The sequence below is a fragment of the Sorangium sp. So ce836 genome, assembly GCF_028553905.1.
GTDB lineage: Bacteria > Myxococcota_A > Polyangia > Polyangiales > Polyangiaceae > Sorangium > Sorangium cellulosum_D.
On sequence record NZ_CP102233.1, the window covers coordinates 5,336,499 to 5,359,912 of the forward strand.

13 protein-coding genes are annotated in these 23,414 nt (G+C 74.5%); 6 read left to right on the plus strand and 7 right to left on the minus strand.

Annotated elements, in window-relative coordinates:
• Positions 1 to 156 precede the first annotated feature (156 nt).
• The 4 genes from NQZ70_RS19445 to NQZ70_RS19460 are packed head-to-tail and all read left to right on the plus strand — an operon-like array spanning position 157 to position 8,106.
• Positions 157 to 2,382, plus strand: coding sequence for a type VI secretion system Vgr family protein (locus tag NQZ70_RS19445; protein ID WP_129575545.1), 2,226 nt, complete (start codon positions 157 to 159; stop codon positions 2,380 to 2,382).
• Between the two features lie 27 nt (positions 2,383 to 2,409).
• A complete protein-coding gene (locus NQZ70_RS19450) occupies positions 2,410 to 4,683 on the plus strand; it encodes a type VI secretion system Vgr family protein (RefSeq protein WP_129575546.1) in 2,274 nt (757 codons plus the stop codon).
• 16 nt (positions 4,684 to 4,699) lie between these two features.
• Positions 4,700 to 7,462: a type VI secretion system Vgr family protein gene (locus NQZ70_RS19455; protein ID WP_129575547.1), complete on the plus strand. Its 2,763-nt coding sequence runs from the start codon at positions 4,700 to 4,702 to the stop codon at positions 7,460 to 7,462.
• The gene (locus NQZ70_RS19460) at positions 7,462 to 8,106 is read left to right on the plus strand and encodes a hypothetical protein (RefSeq protein WP_129575548.1); all 645 of its coding nucleotides are present in this window, start codon (positions 7,462 to 7,464) and stop codon (positions 8,104 to 8,106) included. Before NQZ70_RS19455 ends, NQZ70_RS19460 begins: the two co-directional genes overlap by 1 nt.
• Before the next feature lie 112 nt (positions 8,107 to 8,218).
• Here NQZ70_RS19460 and NQZ70_RS19465 read toward each other — a convergent pair whose 3' ends face one another.
• A complete protein-coding gene (locus NQZ70_RS19465; protein WP_129575549.1) occupies positions 8,219 to 9,691 on the minus strand; it encodes a hypothetical protein in 1,473 nt (490 codons plus the stop codon).
• 79 nt (positions 9,692 to 9,770) lie between these two features.
• Positions 9,771 to 10,205 carry a hypothetical protein gene (locus tag NQZ70_RS19470; RefSeq protein ID WP_129575550.1) on the minus strand — a complete coding sequence of 145 codons (435 nt, stop codon included), beginning with the start codon at positions 10,203 to 10,205 and terminating at the stop codon, positions 9,771 to 9,773.
• Between the two features lie 64 nt (positions 10,206 to 10,269).
• On the opposite strand from NQZ70_RS19470, the gene NQZ70_RS19475 reads away from it, so the two are divergent.
• Positions 10,270 to 12,372, plus strand: coding sequence for a hypothetical protein (locus NQZ70_RS19475; RefSeq protein ID WP_129575551.1), 2,103 nt, complete (start codon positions 10,270 to 10,272; stop codon positions 12,370 to 12,372).
• A gap of 145 nt (positions 12,373 to 12,517) precedes the next feature.
• A complete protein-coding gene (locus tag NQZ70_RS19480; RefSeq protein WP_129575552.1) occupies positions 12,518 to 13,636 on the plus strand; it encodes a hypothetical protein in 1,119 nt (372 codons plus the stop codon).
• Between the two features lie 67 nt (positions 13,637 to 13,703).
• Here the strand turns inward: NQZ70_RS19480 and NQZ70_RS19485 are convergent, their stop codons facing one another.
• The 5 genes from NQZ70_RS19485 to NQZ70_RS19505 form a co-directional block, all read right to left on the minus strand.
• Complete coding sequence (locus NQZ70_RS19485) at positions 13,704 to 14,879, minus strand: hypothetical protein (RefSeq protein WP_129575553.1); 1,176 nt, start codon at positions 14,877 to 14,879, stop codon at positions 13,704 to 13,706.
• Between the two features lie 56 nt (positions 14,880 to 14,935).
• On the minus strand, positions 14,936 to 15,616 hold the full coding sequence (locus NQZ70_RS19490) for an OmpH family outer membrane protein (RefSeq protein WP_237245440.1): 681 nt from the start codon (positions 15,614 to 15,616) through the stop codon (positions 14,936 to 14,938).
• A 90-nt stretch (positions 15,617 to 15,706) separates the two neighbouring features.
• Entirely contained in the window at positions 15,707 to 19,843 is a 4,137-nt protein-coding gene (locus NQZ70_RS19495) for a serine/threonine-protein kinase PknK (RefSeq protein ID WP_129575555.1), read from the minus strand.
• Positions 19,844 to 20,110: 267 nt separating this feature from the next.
• Positions 20,111 to 21,151 (minus strand): hypothetical protein, encoded by a 1,041-nt coding sequence (locus NQZ70_RS19500; protein WP_129575556.1) that lies wholly within the window; start codon positions 21,149 to 21,151, stop codon positions 20,111 to 20,113.
• Between the two features lie 492 nt (positions 21,152 to 21,643).
• Positions 21,644 to 22,948 carry a PP2C family serine/threonine-protein phosphatase gene (locus NQZ70_RS19505; protein WP_237245441.1) on the minus strand — a complete coding sequence of 435 codons (1,305 nt, stop codon included), beginning with the start codon at positions 22,946 to 22,948 and terminating at the stop codon, positions 21,644 to 21,646.
• Between the last annotated feature and the right edge of the window lie 466 nt (positions 22,949 to 23,414).

Genomic DNA, 23,414 nt, shown 5'->3' on the forward strand with positions numbered 1-23,414 from the left:
GCGCCTCGCGCTCATGGTGGGGGCATCGTCGGCGCGATCTGCCGACGCCCTGAGGTCCGCCCGATCCGCCCCCCACGCCGCTCTCCCCGCGTCGGTCCCGTGCCCCGCCCAGCGCCGGGGCTTGGCGCCGCCCGCCGATCGCCTACCATGGCCCCGATGGCCGACACCTTCGCCACCTTCTCCCTCGAGGGCGACAAGCTCCCCGCGGACACCGCCGTGACCCGCTTCGAGGCCGTCGAGGCCATCTCCGCCCCCTACACGGTCGAGGTGCGCTTCGCGACGATGGACGCCGCCTTCCGGGTCGAGGACTGCCTGCGCAGCCGCCTCTGCCTGCGCGTCATCGACACCGCCGGCAAGGAGCGCCTGTTCGACGGCATCGTCGACCGCGCCGGCTTCGCGCGCCTCGTCGGCGACTCCCGCCAGTTCGACGTCCGCCTGCGGCCCGCCCTCGCGGCCCTCGCGCACCGCGAGGGGTGCCGCATCTTCCAGGAGAAGACCATCGTCCAGGTGGCGCAGACGATCTTCGAGGACGCGGGCTTCGGCGACAAGGTCGAGTGGCGGACCGCGAAGGAATACGAGCCGCGCGAGTTCATCGTCCAGTACCGCGAGTCGCACCTCAACTTCGTCTCACGCCTCCTCGAGGACAACGGCCTCTTCTATTACTTCCGGCACGAGGCCGCCGGGCACACGATGATCATCACCGACGACCCCGCCGCCTTCGCGGTCGAGGAGGGGACCCCGGTGCTCTTCCGCATGGCGCAGGGCGGGCTCCCGGGCAGCCTGCCGCTCAAGAAGCTCACGCGGACGCGCGCGCTGCGCACGAGCAGCGTCCACCTCCGGGACTACGATTTCGAGAAGCCGGACGTGAAGCCCGAGTCCTCGCTGCCCCGCAAGGAGGCCTTCGTACTGCCCTATTTCGAGTACCCCGCCGGCTTCACCAAGGGGAGCGTGGGCGCCCGCCGCGCCGACGCCCGCATGCGCGAGCTCGCCGCCGACGCCGACGTGTGCGAGGGCGAGAGCCGCGCGGCCGGGCTCAAGGTGGGCGAGCCGTTCCTCGTCGAGGGCGCCGCGGAGCCGTGCCTGAACGGCGAATTCGTGGTCACCCACCTCGTCTCGCGCGGCAACCAGACGCTCACCGGCGGAGAGACGAACGTCGACGTCGAGAACCACTTCCGCGGCATCCCCAAGGGCGCCCCCTTCGCGGCCGAGCGCCGCGCGCGGCGGCCGCGCATCCGCGGCATCCAGACCGCGGTCGTCACGGGGTCGAGCACCCAGGAGCAGGCGATCCACGTCGACAAGCACGGCCGCATCAAGGTCCGCTTCTTCTGGGACCGGCAAGGCCAGCAAGACCACACCTCGAGCTGCTGGCTGCGCGTCTCGCAGATCGCGATGGGCGGCTCGATGATCCTCCCCCGCGTCGGCTGGGAGGTCTCCGTCGCCTTCCTCGACGGCGACCCGGACCGGCCCGTCGCCCTCGGGCGCACCTACAACGCCGAGAAGACGCCGCCGCAGACGCTCCCCGCCGCCAAGGCGTCCGGCACGCTGAAGAGCATGTCGTCGCCGGGCGCGGGCGGCCACAACGAGATCGGCATGTCCGACAGCTCCGGCAGCCAGGGCTTCGGCATCCACGCCCAGAAGGACCTCAACGTCACCATCGGCAACGACAAGGTCGAGGAGGTCGCGGTCAACGAGGAGCAGCACATCAGCGTGAACGGCTCCCGGTCGGTCAAGGTCGATGAGTCGATCTCCGTGGCCGGCAATCAATCGCTCGACGTCGGCGCGGTGCTCTCGCACAAGATCTCGGGCAACCAGAGCATCTCGATCGGCGGCAACGACACGACCAACGCGATCAGCAATTACGTCGAGAAGATCACCGGCAATCGCTCGTACACGGTGAGCGGCAACCAGATCACGATCTCGAACGGCATCGAGCAGTCGATCACCGGCGACATGAGCCGCAACGTCGGCGCGCTCCAGCTCTCCGGGAGCCTCGCCTCGATCAACGACAACGTCCTCGGCGGCATGACCGAGACGGTGGGCGCGGTGAAGGCGCAGATCGTCAACGGCAGCCACGGAGAGCAGATCACCGCGAACAAGGACCAGACGTCGCTCGCGGCCGAGCTCCACCTCACGAAGGGCTCCCTCTCCCACGTGGCGGCCGGCGTGACCAACCTCGTGGGCGGGCTCCATTACCAGAAGCTGAACGGCGATCTCGTGGTGCAGGCGCCGCTCATCACCCTCCTCGGCGCCGTCGGCGTCTTCAAGGGCGGCGGCAGCGAGCTCAAGCTCGGCGGCGGACCCATCGTGATCAAGGGGTCCAAGATCGCGGTCAAGGGCGCGCTGGTGGTCAAGATGGGCGCGTCGATGAAGCTCGGATCGTGAGGTCCAAGGGCGCTTGTGAGGTGAAGAGTGGCTGACCATCATGTCCTCGCGATCCCCTCCGTCAGCGTGGAGGGCAAGATCTACCGGGTGCTGCGGTTCGAGCTCTCCGAGCAGCTCTCGGAGCTCACCCACCTGGAGTGCGAGCTGCTCGACGACGAGGCCGCGCTCCCGAGGCCGAAGGAGGTCCTCGGCAAGCGCGCGGTCTTCACGCTGTCGCGCAGCGACGACACGCAGACCCGCACCTTCGCGGGGACCGTCGTCCTCGCCGAGCTCCTGCCCGACCCCGACGACGTGCCGACCTTGCGGATCCAGGTCGCGCCGGCGCTGTGGAACCTGGCGCAGCGCGCCGACTGCCGCATCTTCCAGGACAAGAGCGCGGTCGACATCGTGAAGGAGGTCCTCGAGGGCGCGGGCGTGCCCGCCGGCCAGCAGGACTGGCGCGTGACCGAGCCGCACCCCGCGCGGGTCTACACGGTCCAGTACCGCGAGCGGGACCTCGATTTCGTCCACCGCCTCCTCGCCGAGGAGGGGATCTACTTCGCGATCCACACGAAGGGCGAGCGGGACGTGGCCGTCTTCAGCGACGCACAGGCCGGCCTCGAGGACGTCGAGGGCGCGACGTCGCTCCCGTTCTTCCAGGACTTCGGCGTCGCGGGCTCGGCCGATCGTGTCGTGCGCCTCTCCCGCGAGGTCTCGGTGCGGAGCGACAAGGTGTTCGTCCGCGATTACAACCCGGAGAAGCCTTCGCTCAAGCTGGAGGCGTCGGCGGAGAGCAGCGACCCCGGGGAGCACGCGCTCGAGATCTACGAGTACCCGGCGCGCACCGCCGACGTGAGCGTGGCGGAGCGGCTCGCCAAGGTGCTGCTCGACGCGGTGCAGGCCGAGCGCGACGTCGTGCGCGGCGAGACCGGCTCGCTCGCGCTGCTCCCGGGCCGGCGCTTCTCGGTGGAGGGCCACCCGTACGACCCGCTCAACCAGGAGTACCTCGTGGTGCGCTCGCGCATCGCCGGGAGCCGGCCGCGGAACTTCGAGCTCTCGAGCCCCGCCGCCGCCCTGGAGGGCGCGCGCGACGTCCGGATGGTCTGCGAGTTCTGGAGCGTGCCGACCGGGACCACGCGCTACCGGCCCCCGCGCCGCGCCCGCGAGCAGGTCATCCCGGGCGCGCAGACCGCGATCACGACCGGGCCCTCGGGGCAGGAGATCCACACCGACGCGAGCGGGCACGTGAAGGTGTCGTTCCACTGGGATCGCTCCGGCAAGAAGGACGACACGTCGAGCCGCTGGATCCGCACGAGCCAGGTGCCGACCGGCGGCTCCATGCTGCTGCCGCGCGTCGGCTGGGAGGTCACGGTGCGCCACGTCGAGGGCGACGCGGACCGGCCCTTCGTGATGGGCCGCATGTACAACGCGCTCACGCCGCCGCCCTACGCGCTGCCGAAGGAGGCCGGGAAGAGCTCGCTCCAGACCGCGACCACGCCGGGCGGGGGCAGCAGCAACGAGCTCCGGATGTCGGACACGAAGGGCGGCGAGGAGATGTTCATCAACGCCTCGAGGGACATGTCCACCGAGGTGAAGAACAACGCCACCGAGTCGATCGGCAACAACCACGCGAAGAAGATCGGCGCGGACCAGACGACCAACGTCACGAACAGCATGACGAGCAGCGTCGGGGCCAACCAGAAGATCTCGGTCGCGGGCAACCAGGCGATGAAGGTCGAGACCTTCCACGTGGACGACATCGGCGGCGACCACGCGCTCTCGATCGGCGGCAACCGCGACATGAAGATCGGCGGGGATCACAAACGCGACGTCGCCGGCGACAGCGCGCTCAACGTCTCGGGCAACCAGATCGATCTCGTGGTCGGGTCGGTCACGGATCAGACCCTGGCCGCGTTCAACCACGAGGTCGGCGCGGCGCTCGTGGAGCTCGCGCTGGGCCACCGCTCCGTGACGGTCCAGGGCGACCGGAGCGAGACGGCGACCGGCGCGAAGGTGATCGCGGTCAAGGCCGGGCGCGGCGTCCAGGTCGGCGGATCGATGAACGTGAAGGTCGGCGGCGCGATCGTCAACGTCGCGAACGGGGATCGCGTGGAGAGCTCGCTCGGCACTTACACCGAGCTCGCGGGCGGCGCGCAGCTCGTCAAGGCGAACAACGTCGTCTTCGAGGCGACCGGCGCGCTCACGCTGGTCATGGGCGCGTCGATCGTCTCGCTGACGCCCGCGAGCGTCGCGATCCTCGGCCTGTCCGCGAAGCTCGACGGCGACGTCGCGGACACCGCGGCGCTCGTGATCGACAACTGAGGAGCAGGAGGCGAACGTGGCACGCGAGACCATTGCGCACTTCACGATCGACGAGGTCCCCGCCGCCCGGGTGCTCCGCTTCGAGTCGATCCACGAGGCGGGCAGGCCGCTCGTGGTCGACGTCGAGGTGATCCTCCACGTGTTCCAGGAGCTCGACGCGATGATCGGCAAGCCCGCGGCGCTCTCCTTCGGCGCGCCCGGCGAGGCGCCGCGCGTCGTCGCGGGAACGGTGGAGGCCGCGACCTCGATCGGCTCCTCCGAGCTCGGCATGGAGGCGATCGGCGCGCGCTACGCCGTGCGCGTCGTCTCCGCGCTCGCGCTCCTCGCGCGCAGCGTCGACTCCCGGATCTTCCAGGACATGAGCGCCAAGGAGATCGTCGCGCAGGTGCTCGACGAGCACGGGGTCGCCCGGGTCGAGTGGCGGCTCAGCGGCGACTGTCCGAAGCGCGAGTACTGCGTGCAGTACCAGGAGAGCGCGCTCGCGTTCATCTCGCGGCTCATGGAGCACGAGGGCATCTACAGCTTCGTCGAGGCGGACGCCGGCGGGGAGCTCCTCGTCTTCGACGACGACAGCACGATCGCCGCGCCGATCCCGGGCGACCCCGCGCTGCCGTTCCGGCGGCGCACGGGCCTGAGCGCGGCGGACGAGCGCGACGCGATCTACGCGATCCGCGAGCTCGAGCGGGTGCGCTCCGGGAAGTTCGTCCTCCGCGACTTCGACTTCGAGCGGCCGCAGCTCGACCTCACGGCGAGCGCGGCGTCGAGCGAGCACGCCGAGCTCGAGCGCTACGACTACCCGGGCGGCTATGTCGAGCCGAGCGAGGGGCAGCGGCTCGCGCAGATCCGGCTCGAGGAGGAGCAGGTCGAGCGGCGCACGATCGAGATCGAGGCGGTCTGCCCGCGGCTCGCGGTCGGCCACACGCTCACGATCACGGACGCCGGCGAGCTCGACGGCGAGTACTTCCTCTTCGCGGTGACGCACACCTTCGTCCACGACGACGGGGAGGAGCGCGAGGGCGCCGCGCCGCGCTCGAGGGCGCGGGCGCGCCTCGTGCCGGCCGACGTGAAGTACAGGCCGCGGCGCGTCACCCCGATCCCGGTCATCGAGGGGCCGCAGACCGCGACCGTGGTGGCGCCGGCCGGCGCGCAGCCCGAGGCGATCCACACCGACGAGCACGGCCGCTGCAAGGTCAAGTTCCACTGGGATCGCAGCGACGTCACCGACGACAAGGCCTCGTGCTGGATGCGGGTCGCGCAGCTCCAGACGTCGGGCTCGATGATGCTCCCGCGCATCGGCTGGGAGATGATCGTCGAGTTCCTGGAGGGGAACCCCGATCGTCCGATCGTCACCGGCCGCCTCTACAACGGCGTGTACATGCCGCCGTACGCGCTGCCGGAGGGCAAGACCCGCACGGCGATCCGCACCGCGAGCACGCCGGGCGGCGGCGGCGCCAACGAGGTGCGCTTCGAGGACAAGGCGGGCGCCGAGGAGATCATGGTGCACGCCCAGCACGACATGAAGACGGCCGCCGCGAACAACGCCAAGAAGAACATCGGCAACAACGAGACCACGGTGGTCGGGAACAACGCGTCCCTCGAGGTCGGCGGCAACCAGACGACGAAGATCACGAAGGGCTCGTCGAACACGGTGGGCGCGGATCAGACGATCAGCGTGGGCGGCAACCGCACCCTCGAGGTGAACGCGGTGTCGGCCGTGACGGCGAAGGGCAACGCGGCGACCACGGTGGGCGGGAACCAGTTCGAGATGGACGGCAACCCGCTCGAGGCGATGCTCGCGCTCGCGGCGCAGGCGGCGGTGCAGTTCGCGAGCGTGATGGCCAACAACGCGATCTCGGCGATCCAGGGGCAGGTCGACGGCGCGATCAACCAGGTGATGGGGCCGATCAACGCGCTGACGCAGCAGGCGCAGGGGGTCGCGGGCGCGATGCGGGCCGTCGCCGGCGGGGACATGGGCCGCATGCCGGCGATGATCGCGGGCGCGTCGGGCATCCCCGGCGCGGGCCAGCTCGCGGCCTCGATGGGCGGAGGCGGCGGTGGCGGCGCCGGCGGTGGCGGCGGCGCGCCGGGCGGCTCCGGTCCTCCCAACATGCTCGCGTCGATCGCCTCGAACGCGGTGCACAGCAGCCTGGCCGGGCGGGTCTTCGTCCAGCCGGAGGCGCTCGCGTCGGCGCTCGGCATGGACTCGGGCGGCGGCGGCGGCGAGTCGATGGCGAACGCGGCCGGGCCGGAGGGCAACGTCGACGGCGTCGACGCGACCGATCGCGAGAAGGGGCCCGGGCACTCGACCGCGAAGGTGGCGGGCACCCACAAGGAGGACGTGGGCTCGATGAAGATCCTCGGCGCGGTCCGGGACATCGACAACAACGTGACCGGCAAGAAGACGATCGACGTCGGCGCCGCGACGGTGCAGGTCGCGTTCGGCAGCTACGCGGAGAGCGTCACCGGCTCGAAGAGCGAGAAGGCGACGGGGCTCGTGGTCCTCAGCAATGCGGGCGAGAGCGAGACGATCACCGGCTCGCGCACCTCGATGGTGGGCGGCGCGGTCGTCGACAAGCTCAAGGGGTCGCACGTGGTGCAGGCGGTCGGGCCCGCGACGTTCATCGGGGCGTTCCACAAGGTGGAGGCGAAGGGCGCCATCGTGTTCAAGTGCGGCGGCAGCGAGGTGGTGATCAACGGCGGCGGCGTCACCATCAGCTCCCCGCTCGTGGCGTTCCTGGCGCCGAAGATCCAGCTGCCGAAGAAGGTCTCGGAGGTGTGATGGCGGCCTCGTTCGACGGGGATCCCGGCCGGTCCGGCGCGCCGGCCGCGGTGGCGGAGCTGGAGCCCGAGGGCGAGCCCGGGGGGGCGTCCGGGGCGCCGCGCGTGACCCTGGACGACGTGCTCGCCGGGCCGGCCGCGGAGGCCGCGGCGCCGGCCGCGGAGGCCGCGGCGCCGGCCGCGGAGGCCGCGGCGCCGGCCGCGGAGGCCGCGGCGCCGCCTCCGGCGCGGGGCGCGCAGCCGCTCGGCGCCGCGATGCGGACCGCGCGCGTGGCCGCGGTCGCCGGGCGGCGGGCGCGGCTTGTCGTGCGGGGCGCGGCGGGCCCGGTCGAGGCGCTGGTCGCGCCCGAGGTCGATCCCGAGGTGATCGCCGACGCGCATGCCCGGGGCGACGCGGTGCTCGTCGAGCTCTGCGAGGGCGAGCCGCCGCTGATCGTCGGGGCCCTGACGACGCAGCGGCCGAAGGCGCTCCACCTCAAGGCGGCGACGATCACCATCGAAGGCGAGCAGGAGCTGCTCCTCCGCTCCGGCCGGGGCGCGGTCCGCATCCGCGAGGACGGCGACATCGAGGTGGTGGGCAGCCGGATCAGCGCCGCCTCGCGAGGGTTGTTCCGCATCGTGGGGCGGCTCTTGCGCCTGAACTGACGGCGGCCGCGGAGGGGGATGGCGTCCAGGTGGAGGGCGGTGACCTCGCCCGTCGCAGGTCGATGTCTCGCGCGCGTCGGGGCAGGAGAAGCCGCGCCTCGGCGCTCGTGGCTCAGCGCTGCGCGCTCTGCTCGATGAGCGCCTGCCACCGCGCCTTGAGGGCCGGATCGGCCTGGAAGCGCTCGTGCCACATCGCGTGGAGCGCGGCCCAGCCCTGCGGGCTGAGCCCGTAACGGCTCTGGATCTGCTGGTCGTGTCCCGGGCGCTCTCGCAGCTCGGCGCAGATGTGCGCGTACTCTCCGAGGGTGATCCGCTCCACGCGCCGCATCTCCTGCTCCTCGACGTCGGCCTGCGCCCGCGCGGCGGACGTGGCGGGCGACGCGCTCGCGGGCGTTCCGGAGGCGGGGCTCGGCTGTTGGAAGGGCAGGGCCCAGCTCCCCGACGAGCGCTGAGGTGGCAACGGCGCGGTCTCGTCACGGACGGGCTGCGCAGGGGCGGAGCGCGCGAACGGAAGCGCGCTGTCGGCCGGAGGCGGAGAGGCAGGGCGAGAGAAGGGCAGGGCCTTGTCGGCCGGAGGCGGAGGGGCAGGGCGAGAGAAGGGCAGGGCGCTGTCAGCCGGGGGCGAAGGGGTGGATCGCGAGAAGGGCAGGGGGGCCTTGTCGGTCGGAGCCACAGAGGCAGTGCGCGCGAAGGGCAGGGCGTTGTCAGCCGGGGGCGGAGGGCTGGGGCGCGCGAAGGGCAGGGCCTTGTCGGCCGGGGGCGAAGGGGTAGGGCGCGAGAACGGCAGCGCCGTGTCGATCGGAGCGACAGGGGCCGAGCGAGCGAAGGGCAAGGCCTTGTCGGCCGGCAGCGGGCTGACCGCCCCGATGCGCGTGGCATTCATGCTCGCTGCGGCCGGGGTCGCGGTGCTCTCGGCCGGAGGTGCGCTCGAAGGGGCTCGACGGAAGGGCAGCGCCTCGCGCGGCGCGACCGCTTGCATGCCGAAGAGCGTCACGCCGCCCCGCGGCGCCGTCGTCGGCGGCTCGGAGCTCGCCACGGGCGTGACCGCAGGCACCGGCGACGGCACGGCCGACGCCAGCGGCGACGGCACGACCGACGCCAGCGGCGACGGCACGGCCGACGCCGGCGCCGGCGCCTCCTCGCGGCCGGCCCCCGGCGGCGCGCCCGCGCCCATCCTGGCCCACGGCGATCGCGCGGCCGCCTCACCGCCCGCGCCCGCGGCGGACGTCGGCGTCGCCGCGTCCCGGGGCGCGCTCCTCAGCGGGGAGAGGTGCGCCGCGGGCGCCACCGGCACCGGCCCCTCCAGCTTCCGGCGCGCGTCCCGCGCCTTCGCCTCGGCGCGGCCCTTCTGCTCCGCGACGAGCTCCAGGTAGCGCTGGCTCGATCGCAGCTGCCCCCGGGCGGCCCGCGCGGCGAGCCTCGACATCCAGCGCTCCCGCGCCGCTTCCCACGCCTCGACCGAGAGCCCCGCCCCGGCGAGCACCTCGTCCCGCGGCAAGCCCGCCTCGAGGGCCCCGGCGATGGCGGCGAGCTCCTCGAGCGTGATCGATCGGACCGTCCCCTCGCGCCCCTCGCCCTCCACCATGCCTCCCCGAGCCTACGCCCCTCCGCCGCTCAGCGATGCGCCGGCTCCCCCGGCCGATCTCGCCCTGCGGCCATCCCCGCTACCTCATCGCCCGCTGAAACTGCGCCATGAGCTCGTCGTCCTCCAGCATCGCCGCGGTCCACCGCTGCTGCGCGCTCAGGTAGTCCTCCAGCGTCAGGTCCAGCCGGCTCAGCACCGTCGCCATGTCGGTGCCCCGCTTCATCGCGCGCGCCGCCTCGAGGAACCGCTCGAACGACAGCTCGCCCTTCGCGCGGCCGCGCTGGACCCGGGCGAACGTCTCGGCGAAGGCGGCGACGAGCGGCGGCACGCCCACCTCATCGCCGTCGTCCTCGTCCGCCTCGGAGAGCCGCGCCTGCCAGGCGTCGTCGAGCGCCTCCCACCCCGCCTCGTCGAGCCCGTGCTCCGCGAGGAGCGCCGCGCGGTCGGCACCCGGGTCCGCGAGCCGGGCGGCCAGCGTCGCGTAGACCTCGACGTCCTGCGCAGGATCCCTCATCGCGCGGCCAGGCTACCTCAGCGCGCGGCTTGGGGCCTCCTCCGCGTGGGTGTATCCATGGCGGGTGTCCTTCTCGTACCTGCCCTTCGTCGCGCCCGGCGGTCAGGAGGGGCAGCCCTCCGCGCCCGGCAGCCTCGACCTGCTCGCCCACGACGCGCTCGAGAGCGCGCACGCCGCGCTCCGCCGCGCGGCGCTGTCGCTCGAGCACGACGTCGAGCCGGTCACCGACCTGACCGGGCCCGCGCGCGCCCTGGAACGCGCCCTCGGCGGGATCTACGACGCCTTCGACGGCCGCGCCGATCGCGTCGCCGCCGTGCGCGCCGCCGCGGCGGAGGTCGACGGCGCCGCGATCGCCGTCGGCGAGGCGGCGGGGATCGAGGCGGGCCTCGCGGCGGTGGGCGAGCGGCTGCGGAGCGCGCGCGCCTGGCTCCAGCGCGCCGAGGCGCGGCTCGCCGCCGTGCCGCCGGCGCCGCCGCTCGACCCGCCGCCGATCCGGGCGAGCCGCGATCGGCCGCGGCTGCACGCGGTCCCGCGCGCGTCGCTCGTGCCGAGGATCAAGGTCCCGGAGCCGCCCCCGGCCGAGCTCGTCGCCGCGCCGCCGCCGCCGATCGCGCGGCCGAAGACGTTCGAGGAGCTCAAGGCGGCCGTCGAGGCGCTGAAGCAGCGGGCGCCCGCGCCCGGCGCGCTCCCCGCCGCGGCGGAGGCGCGGCCGCTGCCGGCGCGGCGCGACGAGCCGGCCGCGCGCCCGGCGCCGCCGGGCTTCGCGCCCGAGATCGGCGCCGCGATCGACGATCTCGCCTTCCTCCGCGCCCGCACCCGCGAGTGCTTCGAGGAGGTCGCGATGGTCGGCATGCAGCGGGCGCCGCTGCTCGGCGACCCCTTCCGCGGCGCGCTGGTCCTCGAGCGGCGCCTGCTGGCGGCCATCGACGTGATCGCGGCGATCGGGGCGCCGGCGCTCGAGCACGTGCCGCGGCTCGTGGCCGAGGCCCCGGTGAAGGATCCGAGCCTGGCCTTCGCGAGCGCGATGGTGCTCGGCTGCTTCGCCGGCCGCGACGCGCTCGCCGCGGCCGAGCTCGCGCTGCTCCGGAGCGACCGGGACAAGGCGTTCATCGAGGAGCTCGGCGCCGCCCTGAAGCTCGTCCCGCACGAGCTCCTGCCGCTCGCGCTCCGCGGCCTGCTCCGCGAGCCCGAGCCGCTGGTCCGCGCGATGGCGATCGACGTCCTCGCGTACCGCGGCCTCGCGACCGAGGACGAGCTCGTCGCGGCCGCCTCGGACGAGGCGGCCCCGGTCGCCGCGCGGGCGCTCCATCACCTCGCCTGCGGGCCGAGCCAGCGCCTGCCCGAGCTGATCCAGCGGGCCCTCGCGGCCGAGGACCCGGCGCTCCGCGAGGCCGCCTGGACGGCCATGGCGCTCTCGGACCACCCGCACGCCTCGATCGCGCTGCGCGGCGCGATGGAGGCGCCGGAGGGCGGCGACGCGGCGGCGCTCCTGCTCGCGATCGCGGGCGACGAGGCGGACGCGCGGCACCTCGTCGCCCGCGCCTTCGAGGCGCCGCGCGAGGGCCTGATCGCGGCCGTGGGCTGGACGGGCGCGGCCTCGGCGGTGCCGCTGCTCATCGATCGGCTCGAGCGCGACGGGGACAAGGCGATGAAGCTCGCCGCGGCCTTCGCGCTGGAGCGGATCACCGGCGCCGGGATGTGGGAAGAGGTCGCGGTGGAGGACGAGGAGATCGTGGTCGCCGATCCGCCCGACCCCGACGTGGGCGAGCCCCGCGAGCTCAAGCTCGCGCAGCTGGTGAGCGACCCGCGCGATCTGCCGCCGGCGCCGGCGCCCGAGCTGGTGGAGCTGCCCACGGTGGACGCCGCGCGCTGGCGGGCGTTCTGGATGGAGCGCTGCCAGGGCTGGGACCTCGGCGCGCGGTACCGGCGGGGGCGACCGTACTCGCCGGAGGTCGTGCTCGACGAGCTCGACGCGGGCCGGGTCACCCCGGCGGAGCGGCGGCACCTCCAGCGCGAGCTCATCGTCCGCACCGGGGCCTTCGTGCGCTTCGATCCGCACGATTTCGTGGTGGTGCAGGAGGAGGCCATCGCGGCGTGGCGGCCGATCGCCGCGCGCGCGTCGGGCGCGCCGGGGCGCTGGACGCGGCCGCGCCGGCGCGCGGGGTGAGCGAGGCGAGGGGGCGCGCGGCGTCGCGAGGCGCCTCGCTTGTCGCGCGGGCCACGGCGGCAGGATGAACTCCAGCGCCGAGCCGCCGCGCCGCGCAGGCGGCGCGCGCTGCCGGCCTTGCCGCGCCGCGCGCCATGGAGGGAGCATGGCCCACGCTGGGCGCTGCGCCCCCGAGGGGATCATGGAGCAGGGCGGACTTCGCAAGACCGGCAGGCAGATCGTCGCGGCCGCGGCGCTCGGCGCCGCGCTCGTCGCGGCGCCTCCGGCGGGGGCCCAGACGAAGGAGGAGCTCGCGGCGGCGCGGGTGCTCTTCCAGGAGGGCGTCGCGCTCAGCGCGGCGAACAACTGCGCCGCGGCGCTCGCGAGGTTCCAGGCGGTCGCGAACGTGCGGCGCACGCCGCAGGTGCTGTTCAACATCGCCGAGTGCGAGGCGCGGCTCGGCAAGCTCGTCTCGGCGCTCGGCAACTACCGCATGGCCGCGGCCGCGGCCGCGGGCGACCCGAGGGCGAACGACGTCACCGCGAACGTCGGCGCGCGGATCGAGGATCTCGAGGCGCGCGTCCCGAGGCTCGCGATCCGCCGCGGCGCGGGGGCGCTCACCGCGACGATCCTGCTCGACGGCACCGCGCTCGGCGCCGCGGAGATGAGCGCCGACATCCCCGTCGACCCCGGGCCGCACGTGGTCGCCGCCCGGATCGGCGGCCGCGAGGTGGTGCGGGAGACGGTCACGCTCGAGGAGGGCCACGCGAAGACCGTGGAGATCACGATCGCCGAGCCGCCGGTGGCCGCCGCGCCCACGGCGGGCGCGCCGCCGCCGGGAGCGCCGCCGGCGGCGACGGCGAGCGAAGCGCCGGCGGCGGCGCGGCCGTCGAAGGCGCCGGGCCTCGTGGCGCTCGGCGCCGGGATCGCGCTCGGCGCCGTGGGCGGCGTCTTCCTCGGCCTCCGCGCCGGCACGCTGAGCGATCTCGACGCGCTGTGCGGCGGCGACAGGAGCTGCCCTCCCTCGGCCAGGCCGATCGCCGACCGGGGCCGGCTCTACACGGGCGTGGCCGAGGCGGCGATCGGGCTCGGCGTCGCCTCCGTGGCCGCGGGCATCGTCCTGCTCGCGACGAGCAGCGGCGGCGCCGCCGAGCCGGACGCGGGCGCCGCCGCTGCCCGGGCCGCGGCGCGGCGGAGCGCCGGCGGGCGCGTCCGCCGCGCGGAGGTCGTGCCGCAGGCGCCCGGCGCCGACCTCGCGGGCCTCAGCGTCGCCGGCAGGTTCTGAGGCCGCCGAGGCCGCTGCGGCCGGGTCGCCTGGGCGCCCGCGGGCCGGTCGGCGCCCTCCGGGCCGGTCAGCCTGCGCCCTGACAGCAGAACGTCCTCGGGGCGGCGCCCCGGGCCTCTCCGGTCGCCGTCCCTCCGCTCGCCGCGCACGCGCCGCCGGTGGGCGCGCCGGGCAGCATCGCCTTGCGCCCGACGATCGTGGGGTTCCCCTCGAGGTCCTCGCACCCGCCGGTCTGCAGCTCGGTCAACGGTGTCGTGCACGTGTCGATCCGATCGTCGTCGGAGTAGAGGGTGATCGTCGTCGGGCAGGCCCCGCCCGACGGCGCCCCGCACGCGCAGTCGTCCTTGCAGCCGCGGTCGTCCTCGACGCCGGTGAAGAAGACGTGCCTCTCCGTGTACGCGCCCGGCGGGCAGGGGTTGTCGCCGTCCTTCGCGATGCAGAGCCCGCCCTCGAACGGCGCCGACGGCCTGGGCACGCAGACCCGACCGAGGTTGCAGCCCTGACCCGGCGGCTCGGCGGCGGCGCACGCGCGGCCGAGCCGCGTCCATCGCGGGTCCTCCGTCTGGACCTGCACGGGGTTCGCCGCGCACGCGCCGCCGGTCGCGGCGATCGCGCTCGCAGAGACCGAGGCGACGCACGGACGCCCGTCCGGGCTCGCGTCGCAGCGGCCGCCCGGCATGCAGGTCGTCCCGCCGCCGAACACGCCGTCGGGGCCCTTGCAGGTGTTGGGCATCCAGCCGGGGATCTTGTCGAGCTCCCACGCGCAGACGTGCGCCGATCCGCACGGCGCGTCGCTCACCGTGATCAGGACGTCCCCCAGCGCATCGCACGCCTGCCCCTCCGCCGGGCCGCACGAGCACGTGCAGCGCGCCGGCGGCGCGGACAGGCCGCGGTTGCCGACGAACGGCTCCCCCGCGGCGAACGCGTCGGGGCAGCCCGGGTCCCTCGCGGGCTCCCCGTCGAACAGCGCGAAGTAGCCGCTCCAGCCCTCCGGCACGGCCGTCGTGCACACGAAGTCGCCGCACGCGGGGTCCGCGCAGTCGACGAGCCCGTCGCCGTCGTCGTCGTCGCCGTTCGAGCAGTCCTCCGCGCCGGCCCCGCCGCCCGCGCTCCCCGAGGGCTCCGGCTCATCGAAGGTGTAGTCGGGGTACAGGCACGCCGCGGGCGCGGCGAGGGCGCCCGCGGCGCCGAGCCCGATCCAGGCCGCGAGGCGCGCTCCCCGGCCGACGAGAGACGAGGTCACCGGATCACCTCCCCGACGGAGCGGCGCGGGCCCCTCCGAGGGCCGTCGCGGCTCGGCTACTTCTTGGCCGGCGGGGCCGGCTTCGCCGGGGCCGCGGGCGCAGCGCCCTTGGCCGGCGGCGCGCCCTTGGGGGGCGCCGCCTCGCCAACCTGCCCGCTATTGTACATCTGGATGGCGCGATCGGTGAGCTCGAGATCGGCGCGGTAATAGGGCGCGGCCGACTTGTCGAGGATGAGGTCGTACCCCTCCTGCGCGGCGAGGCGGCGGAGCAGGCCGAGGACCTTCTGCAGGATCGGCGTGGTCAGCTCGCTCTCCTTGCGCTGCATCTCGCGCTGGTAATCGACCATCGTCGCCTGGAGCTCGGCGGCCTGGCGCTGCCACGTCTCGAACCGGCGCTGGAGCGCGTCCTTCGGCGTCTTGCCCGCCTGGGCCTCCTTGTCGAGCTTGTCGCGCTCGTCGGCGAGCGCGCGCTGCTTCGTGTCGAGCTCGACCTGGCGGCTGTCGAACAGCTTCTTGAGCGTCGCCTGGACGCGGAGCCCTTCCTCCGTCTCCAGCATGGCGCGGCGCACGTCGACGACGGCGATCTTCGACTGCGCCAACGCGGGCGCGGACGACAGGAGCGCCGCCCCGCCCAGCGCCGCCGCGGCGAGCAGCGGCAGGAGGCGCGCCGCGGGGCGCCGGCCCGCGGCACGGCGGGCAGGGGGCGCAGCACAACGGCTCGCGTCGGCCGAACGCACGGGGCTGGAGATCGTGGAGCAGCGCGCGAAGGGCCGCTCAGGAGCGTTGTTTTGCATCGGGCAAGGCCTTAGCTACCTGGTCACCCAACGTCAAGAACGTGGCGCGCCCTTCTCGCGCGCCGGAGCCGCCGCGCCGTCGCCGTGCGCCTCCTTGCCCTGCGCCGGCCCCGCGCCGCGCTGCCCCGCGGCCTCGGCGCCCGGCGCGTCGGCGCGATCCTTCCGCGAGACGGCGCTGGCGGTCTTCGTCGCGCTCCTGCCCCGCGACGGCGCTGCAGCGGCCCGATGGACGGACGCGTCCGCCGCGTGCTCCGCCGAGGCCGCGGGCAGCGAACGGCCGAGGCGCTCGCGGGCGAGCGCGATGAGCCGCCCGACGTCGTCGCTCCCGCGCAGGAACGCCTCGCGGTGACGGGGATCGCGGAGGGCGTCGACGCGCGCGCGGAGGGCGGCGAACGCGGCGTCGAGCGCGGCGTGCGCCTCGCGCTCCTCCCCGACCGCGAGGAGGGCCTCCACGAGCGTGAGGCGGATCGCGTCGTTCCACTCCTCGATCGGCCCGCCCTCCAGGTGGCGCGCGGCCTCCCGCGCCGCCTCGACCGCGGCCCGGAGCTCGCGCCGCGCCAGCTGGACGCGGGCGAGCGCGAAGCTCGCCATCGCCTGCAGCGCGGTCGCGTGGCGCGCGGTCTCCTCGCAGAGCCAGCGCGCGATGGAGTGGGCGGTCCCGTAATCGCCGGGCGCGCCGCGCCAGACGAGGAAGATCGCCTCGTACAGCCGGCCGGCGATCCGGAGGCGCGCGACGTGGCACTCGTCGGCGATCCGGCTCGCCTGGCGCTCGTGCGCGATGCCCTCCTCGAGGTTGCCGAGCCGCGCGTACGACATGCCGAGGTTGTGGAGCGCGAAGCCCTCGAGCGCCCGGAGCTTCCGGCTCCGCGCGCCCTGCAGCGCGCGCTCGAGCAGCGCCTGCGCCTCCTCGAACAGGCCGAGCTGGTTCAGCGCCGATCCGGTGTTCAGGCGGGCCTTGGCCGCGATGACGGCGTCGCCCTCCGCGTCGGCGTCCGCGACGAGCGACGCGCCCGCGGAGGCCGCGGCGGAGAGGTCGCCGACGTGCATCAGCGCGGCGAGGTGCGCCTCCCGGGTGTGGAGGAGCGCGGCCGTCGAGCCGCTCGCGCGCGCGACCTCGATCGCCGCCTCCGCGGCGCCGAGCGCCTCCGCGGGCCGGCTCAGGTCGACGAGGGCGCGCACGCGCGACGCGAGCAGCATCGCGCGGATCTGCGGCGAGAGCGCCGCCGCGAACTGCGGCGAGAGCGCGGAGGCGGCGCGCGCGTCCGCCTCCGCGCTCTCGCCGGCCGCGATCATGCACCGCGCCGCGAGCAGCTGCGCCTCGCCCCACAGGTCCGATCCGGGCAGCGCGAGGCGCGCGGCCTCCTCCGCCGCGTCGAGCCCCTCGGGGGCGCGGCCCAGGAGCTCGCACACCTCGCCCCGGTGGACGAGGAGCGTCGCGCGCGTCGTCCCCTCGGCCCCGCAGGCGAGCCCGCGCGTCGCGAGATCGAGCGCCGCGTCGAGCTCCGCGCCGCTCGCCACCGCGGCCCGCGCCGCCCGGGCGTAGAGCAGCGCGGCCCGCGTCTTCTCGCCGCCGGCCTCGGCGTGGCGCGCGACGAGCCCCGGGTCGACGTCGCCCGCGGACTCGAGCCACGCGGCCGCGGCGCGGTGGAGCGCGGCGCGGTCCTCCTCGAGGATCGAGGCGTACGCCGCGTCGCGCACGAGCGACTGGCGGAACGTCCACTGCGCCTGCCCCGCGACGCGCGGCGAAAGCTCGCGCGCGATGATCTCGCCCGCCTCGAGCTCGGCGAGCTCCGCGCCCACGGCGCGCTCGAGCAGCGCCTCGACGCCCGCGGTCCAGAAGACCGGGCCGAAGACGGACGCGGCGCGCAGCACCTCGCGCACCCCGCTCGACATGCGGTCGACGCGGTGCTGCACGAGCGCCTGCACGCTGAGCGGCACGTCGTCGCGCCCCTCGGCGGCGTGCCGGATGAGCTCCTCCAGGAAGAGCGCGTAGCCGCCGGCGCGCTGCACGATGGCGCCGCGCGCGGCCGGGTCGGCCTGGGGGAGCGCGGTCGCCACGAGGCGATCCGCGGCCTGCGGCGACAGCGGGGAGAGCGCGATGCGGGTCACGTTGCGCTCCTGCCACAGCGACGGGAACCGGCCCGCGAGCTCGGGGCGCGCGAAGCCGAAGACCCCGAAGCGGAGGTCGGTGCAGCCGAGCAGCCAGTCGACGAGCTCGACGGTGGTGCTGTCGGCCCAGTGCATGTCCTCGATGACCAGGATCTGCGGCGTGCTCTCGGACTTCGAGCGGAAGAACGCCTCGATCGCCATCCGCGTGCGCGACTCCATGAGCTGCGGGCTCTCGCGGGCGGCGCGGAGCGGCTCGTTGCCCTCGTTGGGGAAGGGCACGCCGGCGAGCTCCCCGATGAAGCCCGCGAGGAACCGCAGCGGGCGGGCCAGGCGCACCGCCACGTGGGCGTTCACCTTCTGCACCTGCTCGTCGAGGCGCTCGCCGTCGTGGATGCCCATGAGCGCGCGCAGGGCGCGGCCCAGGCCGGAGAGCCCCGACCCCTGGCTCATCGGATCGCCGCGGCAGAGCAGGATGACCGGCGCGTGCGGCGCCATGTCGAGGCGCTGGATCAGCTCGGCGCGGACGCGGCTCTTGCCGATGCCGGCCGGGCCGGTCACCAGCGCGGCGCGCGGGACCGCGTCCTCGGCGACGTCGCTGTAGATGCCCTGCAGCCGCGCGATCTCGTGCTCGCGCCCGATGGTCGGCGTGGGGGGGCCGAGGAGCTTGCGCGCGTCGAAGCCGGCCGCGTCCTCGTGGAGGAGCACGCCGCCGCGCGCGTCCTCCTGCACCACGAACCGCCCCTCGAGCGCCGCGGTCGCGTACCCGTCGATGCGGACGGCGCCGGGCACCGCGGACTCCAGCTGCTGCGCCGCGCGCTCGAGCGCCTCGCCGGCGAGGTTCGCGCGGCCGCGGACCGCGTGCCCGACCGCGACCGAGACCCGCGCGCCCGGCGTCGACCTGGCGACGGTCAGCGCCGCCCGCGCGGCGCGCATCGCCTCGTCGCCGCGCGAGCGCTCCACCCCGAGCACCGCGACCATCTTCCCGCTGAGGAGCGGCTCGAGCCGCGCGTCGTCGCCGAGGACCTCGCGGAGCGCGGCGTCCACCTCGGGGCGGAGCGGGCCGGCGCCGAGCTCGAAGAGCACGCACGCGACCACGCGCCGCTCGCTCGTCGCGAGGCGCACCTGCGGCCGCTCGTCGCTCGGCCCCGCGGGGCTCGCCGGGCCCGACCTGACCTCCGGCGCCGCCGCGCGGCGGATCGCCGACGCGGACCTGTCGGTCGCCGGGGGGTCGTTGTTGAGCTCCCCGACGCGCGCGAGCGCGCGCGCCAGCTCGCCGCCGTTCTCGTACCGCACCTCGCGATCGCGGGCGACGGCGCGCGTGATCACCTCGTCGAGCGCCTCCGGCACGTCGAAGCGGATCTGCTGCGCGCGCGGCGGGTCCTCGAGCACGAGGCGGCCGAGCAGGGCGATCGCGTGCTCGGTCTCGAACACGTTCCTGCCGGTGACGAGGCGGAACAGCACGGAGCCGAGCGAGTAGACGTCGGCCCGCGCGTCCACGGGCTCGCCGCGCGCCTGCTCGGGCGCCATGAAGTGCGGGGTGCCGATGATCGTGCCGCGCTCGGTGGGGCAGTCGTCCGGGGTCGCGAGCTTGACCACGCCGAAGTCGATCAGCTTGATCGCGGTGCCCTTGCCGCGGACGAGGAAGATGTTGGAGAGCTTGAGGTCGCGGTGGACGACGCCGCGCGCGTGGATGGCCGCCATGGCGGCCGCGCTGCGCCGGACGACCTCCACCGAGTCGCGCAGGCCGAGCGGCGCGCGCCGCTGGCGCTGCCCGAGGTCCTCGCCGTCGAGCCACTCCATCGCGAAGAACAGGCGCCCGTCGAGCCAGGTGCCGTGCGCGATGTACTGGACGATGTTCGGGTGCCGCAGATCGGCGAGGATCGCGATCTCGCGCGCGAAGCGGGCGCGCTCCTGGGGCGACGCGGCGGCGCGCAGGATCTTGATCGCGACCGGGGCGCCGGTGGTCTGATCGGTGCCCTTGAAAATATCGCCCATGCCGCCGCTTCGGCTGCGGGCTTCGATCATGAAGCGGTCGGTCGGATCGGTGAACTCCGGGAGCACCGTCAGGAAAGGCTACGCGAATTTCGCGGCTTCGTGCCAGAGAGAAGGCGCTCTGCGCCGCGGGGCGCGCGCCGGCGGGCGACCTGGGCCGACGCTCGTCGCGCGGCGCGGCGCGCGGCGCCCCGAGGGAGCGCGTCGAGGACCGGGCCGGTGGTCGAAAATTCCAGCCACGATCCGTGCCGCCGCGCCGTCCTCACCGTCATGACCTCGCCGGAAGCATCCCGCGCGCCTCCTGCGCGCCGCATGCGCTTGCGCCGGCCGGCGCGCTCAGAACGCCGCGATCACCCCGGCGCCCACGGACGCGCTCAGATGAGGAGCCCTCAGGACGTCGACGGGGGAGCGCTGCTGAAGCCCCACGGCCGTGAGGAGCTCGAGGTGGGTCGAGAGCGAGAGCCGGTCGTTCAGCGCGAGCTCGACCCCGGTGCGGAGCCCGAGCGCCATGAACACCAGGAGCAGCCCGCTCGGGCTGCCGGGCTGCCCGGAGAGCGTCAGCACGCCGAGCTCCACGACCGTGCAGGTGGCGAGCAGGTCGTTCGTGTGGAGGCACGGGACCAGCGCGGTCGTGACGAGCATGCGGGTGTGGCCCGTCTCCTCGTCCGAGCGCCCGCCGGCGCTCGAGGCGCCAAGGCTCCAGCCCCCCTCGCTCGGGCCTGCGCTCAGCGGGAGGAACGCATCCTGGACCTCGAGGCCGAAGGAGAGGCGGTCCGACCAGCGCGCCTCGCAGAACCAGGAGACGCCGCCGATCAGCTGATCGGTCAGCCCGATCTGCGCGAACACGCCGGTGCCGCCCCGGATCGCGCTCCGGCGCCCGGCGGGCTCTGTCGCGGGGAGCGGGCGCGCCGGCGGCGTGCGCGGCCGCGGCGGGGCCGGAGGCGGCGCGAGCTCGGGGGGAGGCGGCGCCGTCGCGGGGACCTGTCTGTCGCTCCCGAACGGCGTCAGCGTGAACGCGATCGAGAGCGCGACGTAGCTCGTGAGCAGCGCGCAGGCGCCGTCGCCGAGCGGAGCGTTGAAATCGCGCGGGGCGGACTCCCTGCCATCTTCGTCCCGGTATTTGAGGGTGGCGACCAGCGCCGCGCCGCGAGGCCCGATCGCCACGTCGACCCCCTCGGGCGCGTCCTCGCGGAAGGGGTCGTAGCCCGTGCGCCGCCGGACCTGCTCGCGCAGCGCGCCCTCTCCCGGGCACGACGCCGCTCGGGGATCCTCGCTGTAGTGCATCCGCAGCGTGCGGCGCGTCGGCTCCGCGGCCAGCGCGGGCGCGCTGAACAGGAGAGAGGCGAAAACAATCTTGCAGAGAGAGATGCGTGGCATTCCGGTTCGATGGCTCCGCGGATTGGCTGTTGGCGGCGGCCATTGAGAGCTCTCGAGGCATAGCGCGTCAAGAGCTCATGACGCTTCTTTGGCGCGCGATCTCGAGCCCGGCGAGCGCCACGCAGCGTGATAATCGAAGAGGATGATGCGTAATGGGCTCGTTAACGTGATTTGCGAGCGGCCGAGATCCGAATCTGTGACGATTCTGGTCAGCATACGTATTGGGCCATTGTGCGGTCCATCGAGCGAGCGTGGCTGTATTCATGGCAATCGAGGCACGCTGGCCGTAACAGCGCGCAAACGGGGTGCAAGCGGCGTGCGGCGACCGCGTGCGAACGGCGTGCGGCGACCGCGTGCGAACGGCGTGCGGCGACCGCGTGCGCGCGCTCCGCCGTCAGCGCGGGCCGCTCGGCCAGCGCTGCGCGGGGTCGATGTCGATGTCGATGGGAGGGGGGAGAGGACGAGAGAGAGGGGAGAAGGGCCGCCGGGCGATCAGCCCGCGCCGGCGCCGGCGCCGGCGCCGGCGCGCGAGGCGAGCCGCGCGAGATCCTTGGGGTCGCTGACCCGGACGAGGATGACGGTGATGTTGTCGCGGCCGCCGCCCGCGTTCGCCTTCTCGATGAGCGCCTGCGATGCCTTCTCGGGATCGGGCTCGGCGAGGAGGATGTCGCGGATGGCCTCGTGCGTCGTCATCTTCGACAGGCCGTCGGAGCAGAGGAGGTAGACGTCGCCGGGGTGCGGGCGAGCGATGATCAGATCGACCTTGACCGCGGGGGAGATCCCGATCGCCCGGCTCAGGTGGTTGGCCATCGGCCCGGTGATCCCCGCGGCGCCCATCGTGTGATCGGTGGTGAGCTGCGTGAGCTCGTTGTCGCGGAGGCGATAACAGCGGCTGTCGCCCACGTGGCCGATGTAGAGGCGCTGCTTGTTGGGCGAGAACCGGGCGCTGACGAGGGTCGTGCCCATGCCGGTGAGGCTCCGCTCGGCGTGGGCGCGCTCGTAGATGGCCTGGTTCGCCCGCTGGATCGCCACGGCGAGCTCGCTGCCCCGGCGGGGGACGTCGGGGTAGGGGCTCTCGGCGTCGCTGTCCACGAACGACTCATCCCTGAACGCCCGCGCGATCGTGTCGACCGCGAGGCGGCTGGCGACGTCGCCGCCCGCGTGGCCGCCCATGCCGTCGGCCACGGCGAACAGGTAGTGCTCGTCCAGGCAGAGATAGCAGTCCTCGTTCTTCTTGCGCTTCTGGCCGGGATCCGTCTGCCCGACGGCGCTGATGAGCAGGAGCGGCGACGAGCTGGTCGGCTCGTCCACCGCCGCCTCGTCGTCGTAGATGATCGGCACGGCGGAGGGCTCCTCGCGCTCGTGCTCATCGTCGTCATCGTCGTCGTCGTCGTCGTCGCCGCCGTACGACGGGGCGCTCGGGCGCTTGATCGTGCTCTGCAGCACCTCCGGCGGCGCCAGCGTGATCAGCGTCAGGTCGTCGTCGTCGTCGAAGGCGTCATCGTCGTCGTCGTGGCGCGACGGCCCGTTCGCACGTTTCCAGTCGGCGCCCGAGACGCGCTCCGCGCGGCCGTGTCCACCCGTGGTCTTCGCGTGAGAGCTCTCGCCCGCGGGCACGCGCGCGTCTTCCTGTGCGTCGGCTGCGGCCGCTCGGCCTTCGAGATCTGCCTCCCCCTCGTCGAGGGCCTGGGCTCCTGGGCCACCGTGCGACGGCGTCATCGCCGCGCGCGGCCGTGCCCGGTCGCCGTTGTTGGAACGAAAATACCAATAGATCAGCCCGAGAAGGGCGATTCCCATGACAAGGGCGGCTGCGAGATCGGCCATGTCCCGGCGACCAACGTAGCAAAGGCGCGACGCGTCTCCGAGATCAACATGCAGGGGGACGGACGACGGCGATCGATCTTGCCCCGGCCTCGGCGGCGGAGCCCGCACCGGAAGGGCGCACCTTGGGTACCAATCGGCGCAGGAGAGCGACGTTGCGTCCTGTCGCGGGCGCGCCGGCGGGCGGGCGCCACAGCACACCTCGCGGGCGGCGGCGCCGCCACGCTGTGTGCGCTCGCCGGGCCGGGCGCGGGGTCGTGCTGCGTTGCGGCAACCGGAGGAGCGAGCGCCTCGGTCCTTGGTCGCCGCGACGCCCGCTGCGACCGCGGCGAGGTCGAAGGGCCCGCGCTCGACGCGCTCGAGACGTCGCGGTGCCCTCCACCGCCCGGCGCTGCGCGCTCTCCGGAGCCGGCTTCGTCCGCCGACGCTCGCGCCGGCGTGC